The sequence below is a fragment of the Haladaptatus sp. W1 genome (assembly GCF_001723155.1).
Taxonomy (GTDB): Archaea; Halobacteriota; Halobacteria; order Halobacteriales; family Haladaptataceae; genus Haladaptatus; species Haladaptatus paucihalophilus.
The window spans coordinates 13,537-29,935 of record NZ_MEIH01000381.1; the positions used below are offsets into that span (position 1 = coordinate 13,537).

The window sequence follows — 16,399 nt, forward strand, 5'->3', positions numbered from 1 at the left end:
ACCGATAAATACCACAAAGTAATATTCCGAACCGATGAGCGAGTTAGGCAAAGTAGACGGCGAATTCTTCGAGGAGTACATCTTCCCGCACCTCGGCGCGGAGCGCGACGACGTGACGTTACAGCCACAGCACGGCGTGGATTTCGGGGTCATCGAGCTTGACTCGATGGCCAGTCAGACAGAGTCTGACGATGTTCTGGAAGTCGGCGGCAAAGCGATAGCGACGGCGACGGATCCCATCTTCATCATGCCCTCGCTCGGATTCGAGCGGGCGGCGTGGTTCGCGTTCCACATCCTGATGAGCGACGTGGCGGTCAGCGGCCTGCAACCGACCCATCTGGCGGTGGATTTCAACCTCCCGCCGGAAATCAGCGACGAGGAGTTCGCTACCGTCTGGCAGACGTTCGACCGGGAAGCGAAGAAATTGGGCGTCAGCGTCGTCACGGGCCACACCGCCAGATACGCGGGCTGTAACTACCCGATGGTCGGCGGAGCCACCGCGATGGCGGTCGGCGACCCCGAGAAGGTCGTCCGACCGAACGGCGCGCGACCGGGCGACAAAGTGCTGCTCACGAAGGGCCCCGCCATCGAAGCGACCGGCCTGTTGAGCAACCAGTTCGCGGACCTCATGGACCTCCCCGAGGAGACCGCCGAGGAAGCCAAGGACCGCTTTTACGACATGAGTCCGGTGGAGGACGCCCGCATCGCCGCCGAGACGGGCGACGTGTCGGCCATGCACGACGCCACGGAGGGCGGCGTCCACGGCGCGCTGGTCGAGATGGCGACCGCCAGCGGCGTCCACCTCGACGTGAGCCGCGACGATATGCCGGTGCTTCCCGGCGTACTGGAGGCGTGCGAGTTCTTCGACATCGACCCGTGGTCGTCCATCAGCGAAGGGACGCTCCTGTTGACCGTCGCGCCGGAGGACGCGGAACGCGTCGTGTCCGCGCTCGACGACGCCGACATCCCCGCGGGAATCATCGGCGACGTCCGCGATGGGGAAGGCGTCACCGTCGATGGAGAAGAAATCGAACACCCCGAGTCGGACCCGTTCTGGGCCGCCTTCGAGGAGTTCATGGAGAAATCGACATGACGCGAACCGCCGCACCCGTCTCGCTTCCCGTCGCGCTGACCATCGCCGGAAGCGACTCCGGCGGCGGGGCGGGGATTCAGGCCGACCTGAAGACGATGGAGGCCCACGGCGTGTTCGGAACCAGCGCAATCACGAGCGTCACGGCACAGAACACCCGCGGCGTCGAAGGGTTCGCCACGCTCCCCGTCGAGGAAGTCGAAGCCCAGTGTGAGGCCGTCCTCTCCGATTTCGACGTGCGGGCGGTCAAGACCGGCATGCTCGCGGAGGCCCCCGTCGTGCGGAGCGTCGCCGAGCAGGTCGCCGAGGTGGACGTCCCGGTCGTCGTGGACCCCGTGATGGTCGCGGCGTCGGGCGACCGACTGTTCGACTCGGCGGGCGAGGAGGCCTACGAGGACCTGTTCGAGCACGCGACGCTCGTCACGCCGAACACGGACGAGGCCGAGGTCCTGACCGGCATCGAACCGACCGACGACGAACGCGCCGAAGCGGCGGGCGAAGCCCTCCGCGAACTCGGCGCGGACGCCGCCCTCGTGAAGGGCGGCCACGTCCCCGGCGAGACGGTCCGGGACGTGCTCGTTACCGGCGACGGCGCGACCGTCTTCGAACACCCGCGCATCGACACCGAGGCGACCCACGGGTCTGGTTGCACGCTCGCCAGCGCCGTCGCGGCCCGACTCGCGCTCGGTGACGACCTCGAAACCGCGGTGTCGGGAGCCACCGACTTCATGGAGCGGGCGGTCCGCTACAACCTCGACGTCGGCGAAGGACCGGGAGCGGTCCACCACCTCGCCGAACTTCGGAACCGAGCGGACCGAAACGACACCGCGGAAGCGGTCGAAGCGGTCGTCCGCTCCTTCGTCGAACGCGATGTGAGCGCGCTGGTCCCCGAAGTCGGCATGAACGTCGTCGGGGCGACGCCCTCCGCCGAGAGCGTGGGAGAGACCGCCGCCGTCGAAGGGCGAATCACCCGCACGCTGTCCGGCGTGAATCCGAACCGCGGCGTGCGCTTCGGCGCGTCGAGTCACGTGGCCCGGTTCCTGCTCTCGGCGCGGGAGTTCGACCCTAGTTTGCGGTTCGCCGTCAACTGCCGGTTCGACGCCGACGTGGAAGACGCGCTCTCGACCCTGCGCGGCGAAGTCGCGGAGTTCGACCGCGACGCGGAACCCGAGGACGTGAAGGCGGAAGAGGGCAGTACGATGGGCTGGGGTGCGAAACAGGCGTTTCAGTCGGCGGACGGAACGCCCGTGGCGATAATCGACCGGGGCGAGGTTGGAAAGGAAGCCATCGTAAAACTGCTGGCGGAGGACGCGGAGACGCTTCAGCGCCGGACGTTCGCGGTGTTGGATGCGCTTCGCGCAAAAGAGTGACAACGGTCGATTCGGGGGCCTACGCCATCATCTGCCGACAGCTTTCGGCACAGTCTTCCACCACGTCGGCACAGACCTGACAGTGGTCGTGGTCGTGTCGGGAACACTCCTCGGCGCACTCTTCGCACATACCGGCACAGGCTTCGGCGAGCTGGTCGCTGTAGTTCGAGTTTCGCGCCATGAATCGGGCGTGCATCGACGCGATGTCGGCCACGTCGCGGCAGAGCCGGATGCACTCGCCCATCTCCTCGTCCTCGTCGGCACACCGGTCCGCACACCACTCACAGGCTTGCGTCGCCTCGAAGCAGTCGTTGATGCAGTTGTCCATCTCGGCGTCCAAGTGGTCGATTTGAGTGAGCGCCACGGAAGGACAAACGGGAGAACGACGAGTGTCGATTCTGGTTGCTCACGCAATCGGCTTTTCCGACGCCCGGACGAACAGCCACAGTCCCACGAGGAAGACGAGGAGCGCGACGCATCCGACCGCGAAATGCCACCCGGCGACCCAATACGGGAGCGCGACGACGTGCCGGGCGCTGTCGAGCAGGTAGTCGAAGACGGGAAGTTTCGTGGTTCCCGTTCCGACGTCGCCCGTCTGGTCCGTGGGCGGTCCGGCGGGGTACTCGCCCGGATAGCGGTCCGCCTCGTAGGGGAGCGTGGGGACGCGGGCGCTCCAGACCATCGCCCCTGACTCGTTCAGTTCGACGACCCGGTTGTTTCGGCTGTCGGTGACGAGCGTGTGGCCGTTCGGTAGTCGGTCCGCGTCCCGCGGCCAGTCGAAACCGATGCCGCCCGCGCCGTGGGCCTGCCACGCGACGCTCCACTTCCCGTCCGTCCGGTGGAGTTCGACCACGCGGTCGTTCTCGCTGTCGGCGACGAGAACGGCGTCCTTCGAGAGGTACTGGGGATTGTGTTGCTTGTTCAGCAGTCGCCAATCGCCCTCGGCGTTCACGACGTCAACGACGCCCTCACCGCGCTGGAGGACGAGGAGTTGGTTCGCGTTCCGGACGCTGACGAGGTAGCGACCGGGACCGATTCGGTCAACGTCGTTGATGTGGAGCCAATCGGTTCGCGTCGGGTCCGAGGGCGGGTCGTACCGCTCGCTCGCGTTCCACTGCCACGTTCTCGTCCCGTTCGGCGCAAGCGTGAACACCCGCTCTCTGTCCATGTCCGCGACGAGCAGTTCGCCCGAGGGGAGCAGTTCGGCGTCGTGGAGTTCGCTGTTCAAGCCCGAGCGGACGGGGAACGTCCACTCGTAGACGACGTGCGGCGAGGGCTTCGGGTCGATGATTCGCACGCCCGTCCGGGCACAGGGCGACTCGTACGGGCCACAGTTCCGATAGCCGTTATCGATGAACGCCGCGCGCACCGTCCCGTTCGGGAGCCACGACACGTCGTGATAGCCGTTGGCGTGACCGTACTGCCAGACGCGATGGCCGTCAGCGTCGAGCGCGACGACCCGCCCGTCGGTCGTCGTGGACTGAACGCCGACGACGGTTCGGTTGGAAACCGGACCCGACGAGACGTTCGAAATCGGCGGCGTGAGGGCGGCGCTGACGACGAGCGTGCAGACGAGGCCGACGACGGCGAGTCCCATCAGCGTCGCACCCAGTTGCCGACGGGAACGGGGACGAACGGAAACCACGCGAGGGGGAACCAACGCCGTCGGGCGGCAAAACCGTACCGGCGGGACCCGCCGCGTTCGACGGGGGATTTCGCGCCGAATCCGCACCGTTTTAGTCGGCGTCCACCCCACTGTCGTACATGATTTCGGTTCTCGTCTCCGGGGGTGCCCGCCGTGAGTGAGGGCGGCATCGTCGGGGAGTTTCTCTCGCTCAAAGCGGAGACGGACGCGGACGTGTTGACGATGCAGGTCGGCGACTTCTACGAGTTCTTCGCGGACGACGCGGAGTTGGTCGGCGACGTGCTCGACCTGAACGTCTCGAAGAAGTCCAGCCACGGCAGTAGCTATCCGATGGCGGGCGTCCCGCTCTCGGAACTGACGCCGTACGTGAAAGGGCTGGTCGAGCGGGGCTACCGCGTGGCCGTGGCCGACCAGTACGAGACGGACGGCGGCCACGCCCGACGGATTTCGCGGGTCGTGACGCCCGGCACGCTCCTCGAAACGACCTCGGCGGACGCCCAGTACCTCGCGGGAATCGTCCGCGTGGACGACGGCTACGGGTTGGCCTTCGCGGACGTGACGACCGGTCGCTTCCTCGTCAGCGCCGTTTCGGGGCCCGACGCCGATTCCAAGGCGCTGACGGAACTGTACCGGTTCGACCCCGCCGAGGTCCTTCCGGGTCCCGAACTCCGGAACGACGATTCGTTCCTCGAACGGGTCCGCGAGCGGACCGACGCCTCCCTGTCGGTTCACGACGCGAACGCGTTCGCGCCCGGCAAGGCCGCCCACCGAACCCGCGAGCAGTTCGGGACGGAGGCCCTGTCCAGTCTCGGATTGGATTCGGGTGACGGAGCGGAGGTGCGGGCCGCGGGTGCGGTCCTCTCCTACGTCGAGGAGACCGGCGCGGGCGTCCTCGGGTCCATGACGCGGTTGCAGTCGTACCACGCCGACGACCACGTGGAACTCGACGCGACGACACAGCGCAACCTCGAACTCACCGAGACGATGCACGGCGACCGGAAGGGGTCGCTGTTCGAGACGGTGGACCACACGAAGACGAGCGCCGGACGGCGGTTGCTGAAGGAGTGGCTCCAGCGTCCCCGCCGGTCGCCCGACGCCCTTCGGGAACGCCAGTCGAGCGTCGCCGCCTTCGCGGAGTCGGCGCTCGCCCGCGAGGAGATTCGGGAGACGCTCGCGGACGCCTACGACCTCGAACGGTTGGCGAGCAAGGCCGTCTCCGGGAGCGCCGACGCTCACGACCTCCTCCGAGTTCGGGACAGCCTCGCCGTCCTCCCAACCGTCGCCGACGCCGTGGCCAACGCGCCGTCGCTTTCCGGGTCGCCGCTGGCCGAACTCGTCTCCCGACCGAACCGGGAAGGGGTGGAGCGATTGCGCGAAGAGTTGGCCGAAGCCGTCGCGGAGGACCCGCCGAACACGGTCACGCAAGGCGGTCTCTTGCGCCGCGGTTACGACGAGGAGTTGGACGACATCATCGACAGCCACGAGGAGAATCTGGAGTGGTTCGACACGCTGGCGGACCGCGAGAAGTCCCGGACCGGCATCTCGCATCTGCAGGTGGACCGCAACAAGACGGACGGCTACTACCTGCAGGTCGGGAAGTCGGACACGGACAAGGTTCCCGAGGAGTACGAGGCCGTCAAGACGCTGAAGAACTCCGAGCGGTACGTCACCGACGAACTCCGGGAGCGCGAACGCGAAATCCTCCGCCTCGAAGAGCAACGCGGCGAACTGGAGTACGAACTGTTCGGAGAGCTCCGGGAACGAGTGGCCGAACACGCCGAACTCCTGCAGGACGTCGGGCGGACGCTGGCGGAGTTGGACGTACTGGCGAGCCTCGCCGTCCACGCCGTCGAAAACGGCTGGGTGCGACCCGAACTCGTCGAATCGGGACTCGACATCGAACAGGGCCGCCACCCCGTCGTGGAGCGAACGACCGAGTTTGTGCCGAACGACGTGCGGATGGACGACGACCGCGAGTTCCTCATCGTCACCGGCCCGAACATGAGCGGGAAATCGACGTACATGCGGCAGGTCGCGCTCATCACCCTGCTGGCGCAGGTCGGCAGTTTCGTCCCCGCGCGGTCGGCCCGCATCGGAGTAGTGGACGGCATCTTCACCCGCGTCGGGGCGCTGGACGAGTTGGCACAGGGTCGCTCGACGTTCATGGTCGAGATGCAGGAGTTGAGCAACATCCTCCACTCCGCGAGCGAGGACTCGCTCGTCATCCTGGACGAGGTGGGTCGCGGAACCGCGACCTACGACGGCATCTCCATCGCGTGGGCCGCGACGGAGTACCTGCACAACGAGGTCCGGGCGAAGACGCTCTTTGCGACCCACTACCACGAACTGACGACGCTGGCCGACCACTTGGAGCGCGTCGAGAACGTCCACGTGGCGGCGGACGAACGGGACGGGGACGTGACCTTCCTCCGAACCGTTCGGGACGGCCCGACGAACCGGTCGTACGGGATTCACGTCGCCGACTTGGCGGGCGTGCCGATGCCCGTGGTCGAGCGCTCGCGAGACGTGCTCGACAAACTCAGACAGGAGAAGGCCATCGAGGCGCGCGGGTCGGGGTCGAACGAATCGGTGCAGGCAGTGTTCGACCTCGGGTCGGGGCAGTTCCAAACGAACGGAGCAGGCGGAAACGGGAACGGAAGCGACGCGGACGGGACGAACGATGGCGAGGAATCGGACGCGACCGATTCCTCGCTCGACCCGGAAACGGAGGCCGTGCTCTCGGAACTCGCGGGCGTCGAAGTCGCCGACATCTCGCCCATCGATTTGATGTCGAAGGTACAGGAGTGGCAACAGCGGGTCGAAGAGCGATAAATCGAGTAAAAAACTGTGTCGCGCCCCGAACGGGTCGGAGCGGACGTGTGGTCGCCGACTATTCGCCGGACGAGTAATCGACCGTGACCGTGGCGACGCCGTAGATGTCGTCCCAGTCTTTGTCCTCGTCCATCAGCAGGACCATGAGTTTGACCTCGCCGTCTTCGACACCGGCTTTCTCCAGTCCGCCGGGTCGAATGGTGATGGTGAACTCGCCGTTCTCGTCCCGGGAGACGTCCATCCGCTCGATAAGCGTCCCCTCGGTTCGGGTGAACCGCGACCCGTTGTCGAGCGACCCGTCAGCGTACACGAGGAAGAACGGTTCGCCGTTCACCGTACCGTGCTCCGCGGGGTCGACGTGATGCATGTCAGTGTTGGCCTCGACCTTCAGGTCGAAGGCGGCGTACCCGCCGTTTCCGGACTTCGTGTTCACGACCGAAACGCTCTGTATCCAGTTACCGCCGTCCTCCGAGTCCATCTTGTTCTGGAGCGGCGTGTTCGGAGCTTTCGGTTCCGACCACGACGACTCGGCGGTCGTGGTCGTCGCTTGCGTTGTCGTCGCCTGTGCCGTCGTTGTCGTCGTGACGTCGGACGACGTGTCCGTCGTTCCGTCGCCCGCGTCGGTCGATGTGCTCGTCGTCGATGCCGTCGTGTCCGTCGGCTTTTCGATGGTCGTCGTCGTGGTCGTCTGGTCGTCGTTACCGGTGAGCGACGCGCAACCGGCGAAGACCACGGCGAGGACCAACAGGAGCGTGATACTCGTTCTCGTCATATTTACGGATGACCTCGGGCAGAAATTCACGTACTGACCCATAACTTTGCAGCATTTTTTCATTAGTTACAACAAACAGAGTATGAAATACACATCGAAAAATCGAGAAACGTAGTTCGATTTCGTGGACGATGAGAGATAGCGGCACGCCGTTGGTATCGGCCCATCCGTGCTTGTCCTAATAGTTGACTAATCGTACAACCATCGATGACATATGTCCGAACTAACGATTCGAAAGCAGCCGAACGCGAGGAATCGAGATCCGAAGGAACGGCCGCGAAGCGTCGAACGCGAGACCTCACTGACGGCGGACAGGCTCGATTCCTTCCGACTTATCTAACTCGGAATATTTATCTGAAAGAATTCCAATATGCTCGATATGACTTCGGAGCTCCAGTTTCGGGGGGACGAACCCGATTCGAACTTTCAGACGTGGTTACAGCGGTTGAAACAGCGGGGAAGCAACATCCTCGTGACCGGCGACGTCCCCGATTGGATTTCCGCGAAGGCGGCCCGCGTGCTGTTCGGCTACGGGGAGCGACGGTATCGCATCCTCGCGCTCATCGACCGAACCATCGACAGCCCCGAATCCCGGCTTCCGAAGCACGCGTCCGCCGCCGACGCGACGACGTGGATGATCGACCAGCGAAACGGGGAGCGGTCGATTCCGGCCGCCGCGACGTCGGCGGCGTCGTATCTCGACCCGCCGGAGAAGGACGACGTACACCAACTCCGGGACGAAATCCAGACGGCCATCAGTTACTATGAAGAGCGCGAGAACGGTCTCGCTCCCGCCGAACTCCGGGTCGGCGTCGATTCGCTCTTCCCGCTCATTCAGCGGGATATGCGAGCGACGAAACAGTCCCTCCGTACCCTCGGCGCGACCGTTCGAGGCGTTCACGGGATGGCACGGTGGCAGACGAGGAGGACGTCGTGAGCGACCTGACGCCGCTGTTCGACGCGCGAATCGAACTTCGACGGAACCCCGGAATGAAGGCCGAACAGCGCTGGCACGTCCCGGAACTCGACAAAACGACGGTGTGGGTAGAACTATAATCGTCCCGAAGCATACAACAGAGAATCAGACACATGGAGTTCGATACACTCGACCGGCGTTCCGGGCTCACCATCTTCGACCCCGTCGAGAACGTCCGATTTGAACTCTACACCGAGGACCCTCCCACGATGGAACCCGCCGGGACGACGGGGTTTTACTTCCCCATCGACGCGGCGGTCGGGTTCGAGGCGACGAGCATCGAGATTCCGAATCACCTCTCGGTCGTGGTCCGCACCCAAGACGGGTCGATAGTCACCGACGCGACGACGTTCGACGGGTTGGAACTCCCGTTCAACGACTACCTGCTCGAAGTGCAGAGCACGCCGATGAAGCTCTACATCGCGGTCGAGAGTTCGCTGGTGCTCGACCACGGCGAAACGTCCGCCATGATTCGGTTCGACGGGCGTCGCCGGGCACGCGTCGGTGCGCGGTCGTTCCACGAACGTCCCGCGGGGACCATCACCGTCACCGACGACGTGGAGGACGCGATGGCCGCCCTCTCGCTGCTCGGGTCGGCGCTGAAGACGACGACCTGTGAGCGGTCGTTTCCGACGCTTCGCGGCCATCCGCCGCTCATCGAGCGAGGCGAGTCCTTCGACGTACCGGACGGCATCGAGCGGCCGGACACGGGCGTCGAACTCGTCCTGCCGCCCGAACGGAGCTACGTGTACCCGGCGGCGTCGCTGGCGTACTACCTCGGCGCGGAACTCGTCGTCGGCGACGCGCCGCGATTGCGGGTCGGGGAGTTCGAACGCTCGCTTTCGGGACCCGGCGGGTACGAAGCCACCGTCAACCGCATCCTCCGGCAGGTGTTCTTCCTCGACTGCCTCACGCGGACGGAGGGGTACTACAAGGTCGAACTGCACGAGCGCGAGCGGGTCGAACCGCTGGTGGACCTCGATTTCGCCGACCTGTACGACCGACCGCTCCCGGAGCAACTGCCAGAGTACATCTCGGTTCCGTTCGAGACGCTCGAACCGCACATCCTCGATTGGCACCTCACGACGGACGTGGTACCGACGGCGGAGACGCTCCCCGCGCTCCCGCACTTCGCAAGCGAGTTGTCGCTGTTGCGAACGCCACAGCACCCCGACACGTACACCTCGCGGCCCAAGCCGAAGATGTTAGACGACTTCACGCGCACGGCGGTCGCGGCGGGTGACTTCACGCGGAGTGCGGACGACGCGTGGGACTGGGGCGACGACGAACTGTTCCAGATAGAGTCGGCGGACACTATCGAACACGCCTGGGTCGGCAACGGCTACCCAATCGGGGCCAACAAGGTGTCCATAGAGTCGTTGCGTCAGAAGGACGATTACACCGCGCCGGACGAGTCGGCGCTGACGGTCCACGTCGTCTGCAACGACGTGTCGATGGACGAGGAGAACGTCGTCAGTCGATTCTACGGACTCCGCGATTTCGTCGCCTTCGACGTGTCGATTCACGAGGAGACGACGACGGACGAACTGGCGACCCTGTTCCGGTCCGACGCCGACTTCATCCACTACATCGGCCACGTGGACGACGACGGCTTCCACTGTTCGGACGGGTCGCTCGACGCGGACACCCTCTCGGAAGTCAACGTCGATGCCTTCCTGCTGAACGCCTGCCGCTCGTACCGACAGGGCGAAACCCTCGTCCAGAAGGGGAGCAAAGGCGGCGTCGTCACCCTCGCCGAGGTCGTCAACTCCTCGGCGACGAAGATCGGCCGCTCGCTCGCCAGACTGTTGAACTGTGGATTCTCGCTTCGTGCCGCCCTCAGCGTTGCGAAAGAGGAGTTGGTCGTCGGCGTCGAATACGTCACGGTCGGAGACGGTGGCGTGACGCTGTGTCAGAGCGAAAGTGGTGCGCCGATAATGCAGCAAGTGACTCCGGATGGAGATGACAAATTCATATTCGAACAATATGCATTTCCAGCATCGAGCTATGGCTTGGGGTCGATGGGCTCTCCGATTTTAGACGAGACATCGACGCGCTATCTTGCATCTGGTTTACTGGCGGATTACCAACTCTCGGCACAGGAGCTGGATGATGTGTTAGAATTAGAATTATGTCCGGTTAAAATAGGAAGAGAACTCTACTGGAGCGATGAGATTTCCGCCGCTGACCTATGATTGATCATGGACCGTTTGTCATATTTACTTGTGCCGCCGACGTGTTCCCCGCCTGCATCAGGAGCAGACAGATAGTGAACAAAACGCCGATCATTCGTGGGTGCTGTGCGAGATACGTTTGTAGGTTGTCCTCCGACATGCAATCAAATCGACTCCCCCCGTGAATGTAGACTTTTCTTAAAGCTACTCACCTATGTAATATAGAAATAAATCGCACAGAATACGACGAAATGTTGAATTCACGCGCTATTCCCGGTCGAATCGACGGAATACGGCCGGTTCGTGAACGCCACTTGATACATTCGTGTCGCGTAAATACCGACAGAATTCGATTCCGCGCGGTCGCCGACGGAGCTATCGGACGAATCCCTCGAGGGCGGCGGAGAGGAGGGGACCGGTGTTTTCGAGTTCGTCCTCCAGCGCGTAGTGGAGGTCGGCGAGCAGGTCGTCCTGCTCGATGTCGGCGAGGGAGTAGGTAGGATGGGTGCTGGCGTCCGAACCACCGTCTCGGAGGGCAACGAGGTCGAAGCCGAGGAAGAGGGATTTGTGGTCGCGGTGGAAGCCCGAGCGCGAGACGCCCGCTCGGTCGCACCACTCGGCGGCGGTGAGCCACTCGTCCCGGCGCTCGACGAGGACGGCGAACAGGTCACACCGCGCTTCCGAGCCGAGCACCTGCGACAGCGCCGGACTGAACTGGTTCGCGCACATCGTGGGGAAGAACTACCTCGGAGGGAGGAACGAATCCCAGAAGACCGTTCTGTCGCAACGAGTCGAACACGAAGAGCGGAGGATGCATGAAAAACTACGAGTAGCCCGCGCCGCTACCGTTTCACAGCAGTCCGCCGCCCGCACCGACCGCCGCCCGTACCGCCACCCAACACCGACCGGCACCGCCACCCAACACCATGAAACGGTATCCATCGATTCCGCGCGCCGACGCCGCATCCGCCCTGTTCGAACGAGGCCACCTCTGGATTCAGGAGAAGATAGACGGGTGGGGCGTCCGCTTCCAACTGCAGGAGTCCGGCGTGATTCGCGTCGGCGACCGGGAACGGGTCTACGAAGCCGGTGAACTCCCTGCTCGATACCAGCATCTGATCCGACACCTCCGGGAGAACCTCGACCGCGAGGCGTTGCGCGCCGCGGTCGGCGACGTCGAATCCGTCGTCTTCTTCGGCGAAGCGACGGTCAAACGAACCATCGACTACGAGTGGCGTCGCACGCCGTCGTTTCTGGGCTACGACATCTGGGAGACGAACGAGGAGCGGTTTCTCCCGCCGGATGCCGTCGAGAAGGTGTACGAACGACTCGGACTCCATCCCGTGAATACCGTCCAAAAGGAGGTTCGAGCGGTCGATTTCGACCCCGACGCCTACGAGATTCCGGAGTCGAACTGGTACGACGGAGCTGCGGCGGGCGTCGTCATCAGAAACAAGACGGGCGAGCGGGCGGAACTCACACACCCGGACGTGGAGGCGACGGCGGAGGTTGAACCCGTGAAGGGACCCGCCGAGGAAGTCGCAAAGGAACTCGCAACCGACCGCCGGTTTCGGACGGTTGCGACGGAAGTCGAAGCCCGGAACCGGGCGGTTACGGTCGAGACCCTCTACGACCGCGTGTTCGAGGACATCGTTCGGGAGGAACACGACCGTCTGTTTCACGACGCCGCGGACTTCGACGAGGGGGCGTTCCGGTCGGACCTCGCGGCGCTTGCGAGCGAGTTCGTTGCCGAGCGTTCGAACTAGTCGCCAAATAAGCGATAGTCGAGGACCACCGCGTAAACGGCTCCAATACCGGACGAGCCACGACCCGCTCCGGCCGTTCTGTTCGGTGGCGCTTCGGTTGTGAAACCGGTCGCGGATAGCGGTGAGCGTGTTGTAAAATCGACCATTTATTTCGATTCACGGAAAATTCACGATGAGAAGTCGTAATCGGGCGACACGAAGAGCAGTGGATTCATGACCGTGCCACCCATTCTATCCCTCAACGACCCTCGTTATCGAGGGGGATAGTTCAATGACGTCATTTCCCGACAACCGGACGTCGCAGAACGTCACGGGGTTCGACGCCTTCGTGTCGAGTTTCGGTGATGATTCTCGCTCACTTGCGAAGCTGTTCTCGGCGTTCGACGACGCTGTGTTCGCGTTCACGTTCCGGCACGAGGAACCCCTCTCGTGGTGGTCCGACCGCGTGGCCGACCTAACCGGACGTTCCGGTACCGACCTCGCCTCACAGCGGGCCGGAGCCCTCGTGACCGAATCCGACCGCGAACGCTTCGACGCCGCGTGTACCACGGCGCTCGATGAGGGCAACGCCACCGTCTCCGTCGGCTTCGTCACGGCAGACGGGCGGGAACGGTCCGGTGACTGCCACCTGGTTCGACTTCCCGAAAGTGACCATCTCTTCGGCGTCGCCGAGTTGGGCGAGGAACCACCAGAACGGACGGCGCACGAACGCGACCTCGAACGGTACGAAACGATGTTCGATACCGTCAACGACGGAATTTACGCGCTGGACGACGAGTTCTATCTTCTCGCCGTCAACGAAGCGATGGAGGAGTTGACGGGGTACAGTCGGGACGAACTCGTCGGCGCTCACGGGTCGCTCATCTCGGACGAGGAACACGTCTCGGAAGCATTTCGACAGCGTGAACTCCTTCTCGACGGCGAGAAGGACGTCGGCACGTACGAAATCGAAATCCGGACGGCCGACGACGAGACGGTTCCCGTCGAAGTGCGATTCACGTCGGTTCCGTCCGAGGACGAGTCGTTCGAGGGGACGGTCGGAGTCATGCGCGACATATCGGAACGGGTCGAGCGCGACCGGCGTCTCCAACTCGAACGCGACCGAGTCGCGGCGTTGTTCGAGGATTCGGGCGACGCGACCGCCTACTGTGAGTACGACGGCGACGTTCCGATGATAAAAGCGGTGAACGCCGCGTTCGAGCGGACGTTCGGCTACCCCGAAGACGAGATGGTCGGTCGCTCGATAGACGACGTCGTTCTGCCGACGGAACTCGCCGCGGAAGGGAACGCTATCAATCGCCGGGTGAAAGCAGGGGAGTACATCGAGGACGAGGTCAGGCGCGAGACGGCCGACGGCGTCCGGGACTTCTTCCTGCGGTCGATTCCGGTTCACCCCGGCGAATCCGGCGAGCAGTCCTACGCCGTGTACACAGACATCACCGAGCGGAAAGAGCGCAAGCGCGAACTCGAAGAGACCAAGACGCGCCTCGAATCGGTCGTCGAGAACGTTCCGGTCATCCTGTTCGCGCTCGATGCCGACGGGCGTTACACCCTTTTTGAGGGTCGTGGGTTGGCCGCATTCGATACGTCCTCCGAAGAGGTCATCGGCGAGTCGGTTTTCGACAGACTCGCCGAATATCCCGAGGCTATCGCCGACGTTCGGCGGGCGCTCTCGGGAGAAGCCGTCAACGCCGTCCACGAACTGGAGAACCTGCATCTCGAGACATGGTTCCAACCGATGCACGACGAGGACGGCGAGGTGACGGGTGTCATCGGCGTCTCGATGGACGTCACCGCGCGGATGCGTCACGAGCAGGCGCTCACGGCGTTGCACACTGCGACACAAGAAATGCTCGAAGCGTCCTCGACGGAGGAAGTGGCACGAATCGCCGCCGACGCGGGTGCGTCGGTGCTCGACCTCCCCGGCGTCGTCGTCTTCCTCTTCGACGAGGAGACGAACACGCTGGAACCGGTGGCCCATTCGGACGACGTCCCACCGCTCGTCGGCCCGCCGGTTTCCTTCGAAGCGGGCGAGAGCATCACGTGGCAGGTGTTCGCCACGGGGGAGACGCGGGTGTTCGACGACGTTCGAGAGTCCGAACACGTATACAACCCGGAGACGCGTCTCAGGAGCGGGCTGTACGTCCCGCTCGGGAACCACGGGGTGTTCATGTCCGTCGACGACGAACCGGGAACGTTCGAAACGGACGCCGTCGAACTGGCCACAGTCTTCGCCGCCACGACGCAGGCCGCGCTCGACCGGGTGAGCCGAGAGGCCGCGCTCCGCAAACGGGAGCACGAACTCGAAGAACAGGCCGCTCGTCTCGAACGATTGCACGAGACGACGGAACTGCTCCGCGACATCGAACATCTGCTCGTCCTCGCGGACTCTCGCTCGGACGTCGTGGACGAAGTGTGTGAGCGCCTCGCCGCGACCGACCGATTCTCCATGGCGTGGGTCGGCACGCTCGACGAAGCGACATCGAAGGTCGTCCCGGAAGCGTGGTCCGGCATGGAGCGCGGATATTTGGACAGCGTTTCGTTGGAGTTGGAGACGGACTCGGCGGCGGTGGAACCGGCGGTGAGTACGGTGAAAAACGGCACCCTCACGACCGTAATGAACGTGGCCGGGGGCGTCCAACGCGAGGCGTGGCGGTTCGAAGCGCTCACGAGGGGCTATCAGTCGGTTATCGGAATCCCGCTCGTCTACCGGGAGTACTCCTACGGCGTTCTGATGGTGTACGCGACGCGCTCGGACGCGTTCGACGCGCTCTCACAGGCAGTGTTCACCGAACTCGGAGAGACCATCGCGTACACCATCGACGCCCTCGAAACGAAGCGCGGCCTGTTGACCGACCGGAGTATCGAACTCGACTTTCGGGTCACCGGTTCCGACGACTTGCTCCAACGACTCGCCGCGAGCCTCGACTGCCGAGTCACGTACGAAGGAATCGTCACCGACGAGGAGAGGGACCACCTCTTCATCACCGTTCACGAGGCGGACGTCGAGGCGGTCGAGGCGTATCTGGACGAGGTCATCACGGTGGAACACAGTCGCCCCGTCACCGAACACGACGACGAGGTGTTGTTCGAAATCACGGTGACGGAGCGGCTCATTCCGTCGGTGTTCGGGGAACGGGGTGCAGTGCCCGAATCGATAACTGCCACCGAGGACCGAATCCGGGCGGTCGTCACCATCCCGCCCACGACGGAGGTCCGAGAACTCGTCGAGACGCTCCGGACGCGCTATTCGGGGCTCGAACTCGCCGCACGGCGCGACCGGGAACAGCCGGTACAGACGGTTCAAACCTGCCGTGCGGCCTTCGAAGAAGGTCTCACCGACCGGCAGCAACAGGTGTTGAAGACGGCCTACCTGAGCGGCTATTTCGACTCTCCCCGCGGCACCACTGGGCAGGAAGTCGCGAAGTCCCTCGACATCACGCAACCGACGTTCATCAACCACCTCCGAACCGCCCAGCGGAAGCTGTTCGACCGGCTTTACGAGGTCGAGTAGCTAGGCATCTAGCGCCAATCTCGGTATGGTACTGCATACCTAGCTGGAATCGCTTTACCGATACTTGTCCTGCCTCCGGTCGTGGAACGCATGAGTGAACGAGGAACTACCGCAACAATACCCGTCAAAAGCGGACGTGTTAGTGAGGCCGTGATACGTGCCGTCGCCGACGCCGCTGAAGTCGATCCCGCCGATATGACACCACTGTACGATATCATCGACCCGGACGCGCTCGACAGACTATTCCGACCGACCTCATC

At 63.8% G+C, this 16,399-nt stretch carries 13 protein-coding genes; 9 read left to right on the plus strand and 4 right to left on the minus strand.

The window, feature by feature from the left end:
• The first annotated feature begins 34 nt into the window (after positions 1-34).
• Together BG842_RS23375 and thiD are read left to right on the plus strand one after the other, a co-directional pair.
• Positions 35-1,093 carry an AIR synthase family protein gene (locus BG842_RS23375; RefSeq protein WP_069452680.1) on the plus strand — a complete coding sequence of 353 codons (1,059 nt, stop codon included), beginning with the start codon at positions 35-37 and terminating at the stop codon, positions 1,091-1,093.
• Positions 1,090-2,460: a bifunctional hydroxymethylpyrimidine kinase/phosphomethylpyrimidine kinase gene (gene thiD / locus BG842_RS23380; protein ID WP_069452681.1), complete on the plus strand. Its 1,371-nt coding sequence runs from the start codon at positions 1,090-1,092 to the stop codon at positions 2,458-2,460. The genes BG842_RS23375 and thiD overlap by 4 nt, the downstream gene beginning before the upstream one ends.
• 19 nt (positions 2,461-2,479) lie before the next feature.
• Here the strand turns inward: thiD and BG842_RS23385 are convergent, their stop codons facing one another.
• Together BG842_RS23385 and BG842_RS23390 are read right to left on the minus strand one after the other, a co-directional pair.
• Complete coding sequence (locus BG842_RS23385; RefSeq protein WP_069452682.1) at positions 2,480-2,824, minus strand: four-helix bundle copper-binding protein; 345 nt, start codon at positions 2,822-2,824, stop codon at positions 2,480-2,482.
• A gap of 42 nt (positions 2,825-2,866) precedes the next feature.
• Positions 2,867-4,057 (minus strand): hypothetical protein, encoded by a 1,191-nt coding sequence (locus BG842_RS23390; protein WP_069452683.1) that lies wholly within the window; start codon positions 4,055-4,057, stop codon positions 2,867-2,869.
• A 201-nt stretch (positions 4,058-4,258) separates the two neighbouring features.
• Here BG842_RS23390 and mutS point away from each other — a divergent pair, with 201 nt between their 5' ends.
• Complete coding sequence (gene mutS / locus BG842_RS23395; protein WP_175424267.1) at positions 4,259-6,937, plus strand: DNA mismatch repair protein MutS; 2,679 nt, start codon at positions 4,259-4,261, stop codon at positions 6,935-6,937.
• A 58-nt stretch (positions 6,938-6,995) separates the two neighbouring features.
• On the opposite strand, the gene BG842_RS23400 is transcribed toward mutS, so the two are convergent.
• Positions 6,996-7,709 (minus strand): hypothetical protein, encoded by a 714-nt coding sequence (locus BG842_RS23400; RefSeq protein ID WP_069452685.1) that lies wholly within the window; start codon positions 7,707-7,709, stop codon positions 6,996-6,998.
• Between the two features lie 379 nt (positions 7,710-8,088).
• Here BG842_RS23400 and BG842_RS23405 point away from each other — a divergent pair, with 379 nt between their 5' ends.
• Genes BG842_RS23405 through BG842_RS23410 form a run of 3 tightly spaced genes read left to right on the plus strand, consistent with a single transcriptional unit; the run spans position 8,089 to position 10,880 of the window.
• Complete coding sequence (locus BG842_RS23405; RefSeq protein WP_254663420.1) at positions 8,089-8,646, plus strand: hypothetical protein; 558 nt, start codon at positions 8,089-8,091, stop codon at positions 8,644-8,646.
• Positions 8,622-8,765, plus strand: coding sequence for a hypothetical protein (locus BG842_RS32200; RefSeq protein WP_254663421.1), 144 nt, complete (start codon positions 8,622-8,624; stop codon positions 8,763-8,765). Before BG842_RS23405 ends, BG842_RS32200 begins: the two co-directional genes overlap by 25 nt.
• Before the next feature lie 33 nt (positions 8,766-8,798).
• Positions 8,799-10,880 carry a hypothetical protein gene (locus tag BG842_RS23410; RefSeq protein ID WP_069452686.1) on the plus strand — a complete coding sequence of 694 codons (2,082 nt, stop codon included), beginning with the start codon at positions 8,799-8,801 and terminating at the stop codon, positions 10,878-10,880.
• 354 nt (positions 10,881-11,234) lie between these two features.
• Here BG842_RS23410 and BG842_RS23415 read toward each other — a convergent pair whose 3' ends face one another.
• Complete coding sequence (locus BG842_RS23415) at positions 11,235-11,588, minus strand: hypothetical protein (protein WP_069452687.1); 354 nt, start codon at positions 11,586-11,588, stop codon at positions 11,235-11,237.
• 197 nt (positions 11,589-11,785) lie between these two features.
• Between BG842_RS23415 and BG842_RS23420 the strand changes: the two genes are divergently transcribed.
• From BG842_RS23420 to BG842_RS30340, 3 genes are all read left to right on the plus strand, one after another.
• On the plus strand, positions 11,786-12,625 hold the full coding sequence (locus BG842_RS23420; RefSeq protein ID WP_069452688.1) for an RNA ligase family protein: 840 nt from the start codon (positions 11,786-11,788) through the stop codon (positions 12,623-12,625).
• Positions 12,626-12,896: 271 nt separating this feature from the next.
• A complete protein-coding gene (locus tag BG842_RS23425) occupies positions 12,897-16,139 on the plus strand; it encodes a PAS domain S-box protein (protein ID WP_069452689.1) in 3,243 nt (1,080 codons plus the stop codon).
• A 90-nt stretch (positions 16,140-16,229) separates the two neighbouring features.
• Positions 16,230-16,399, plus strand: a 170-nt coding sequence (locus tag BG842_RS30340) for a HalOD1 output domain-containing protein (RefSeq protein ID WP_303645380.1), incomplete at its 3' end; no start/stop codon positions are given.

Bases quoted from the DNA above. Each gene is read 5' to 3' on its own strand.
- BG842_RS23415 (WP_069452687.1), bottom strand. From the start codon at position 11,588: ATGTGCGCGAACCAGTTCAGTCCGGCGCTGTCGCAGGTGCTCGGCTCG.
- BG842_RS23405 (WP_254663420.1), top strand. From the start codon at position 8,089: ATGACTTCGGAGCTCCAGTTTCGGGGGGACGAACCCGATTCGAACTTT.
- BG842_RS23420 (WP_069452688.1), top strand. From the start codon at position 11,786: ATGAAACGGTATCCATCGATTCCGCGCGCCGACGCCGCATCCGCCCTG.
- BG842_RS23400 (WP_069452685.1), bottom strand. From the start codon at position 7,709: ATGACGAGAACGAGTATCACGCTCCTGTTGGTCCTCGCCGTGGTCTTC.
- BG842_RS23390 (WP_069452683.1), bottom strand. From the start codon at position 4,057: ATGGGACTCGCCGTCGTCGGCCTCGTCTGCACGCTCGTCGTCAGCGCC.
- BG842_RS23425 (WP_069452689.1), top strand. From the start codon at position 12,897: ATGACGTCATTTCCCGACAACCGGACGTCGCAGAACGTCACGGGGTTC.
- BG842_RS23375 (WP_069452680.1), top strand. From the start codon at position 35: ATGAGCGAGTTAGGCAAAGTAGACGGCGAATTCTTCGAGGAGTACATC.
- BG842_RS23410 (WP_069452686.1), top strand. From the start codon at position 8,799: ATGGAGTTCGATACACTCGACCGGCGTTCCGGGCTCACCATCTTCGAC.
- thiD (WP_069452681.1), top strand. From the start codon at position 1,090: ATGACGCGAACCGCCGCACCCGTCTCGCTTCCCGTCGCGCTGACCATC.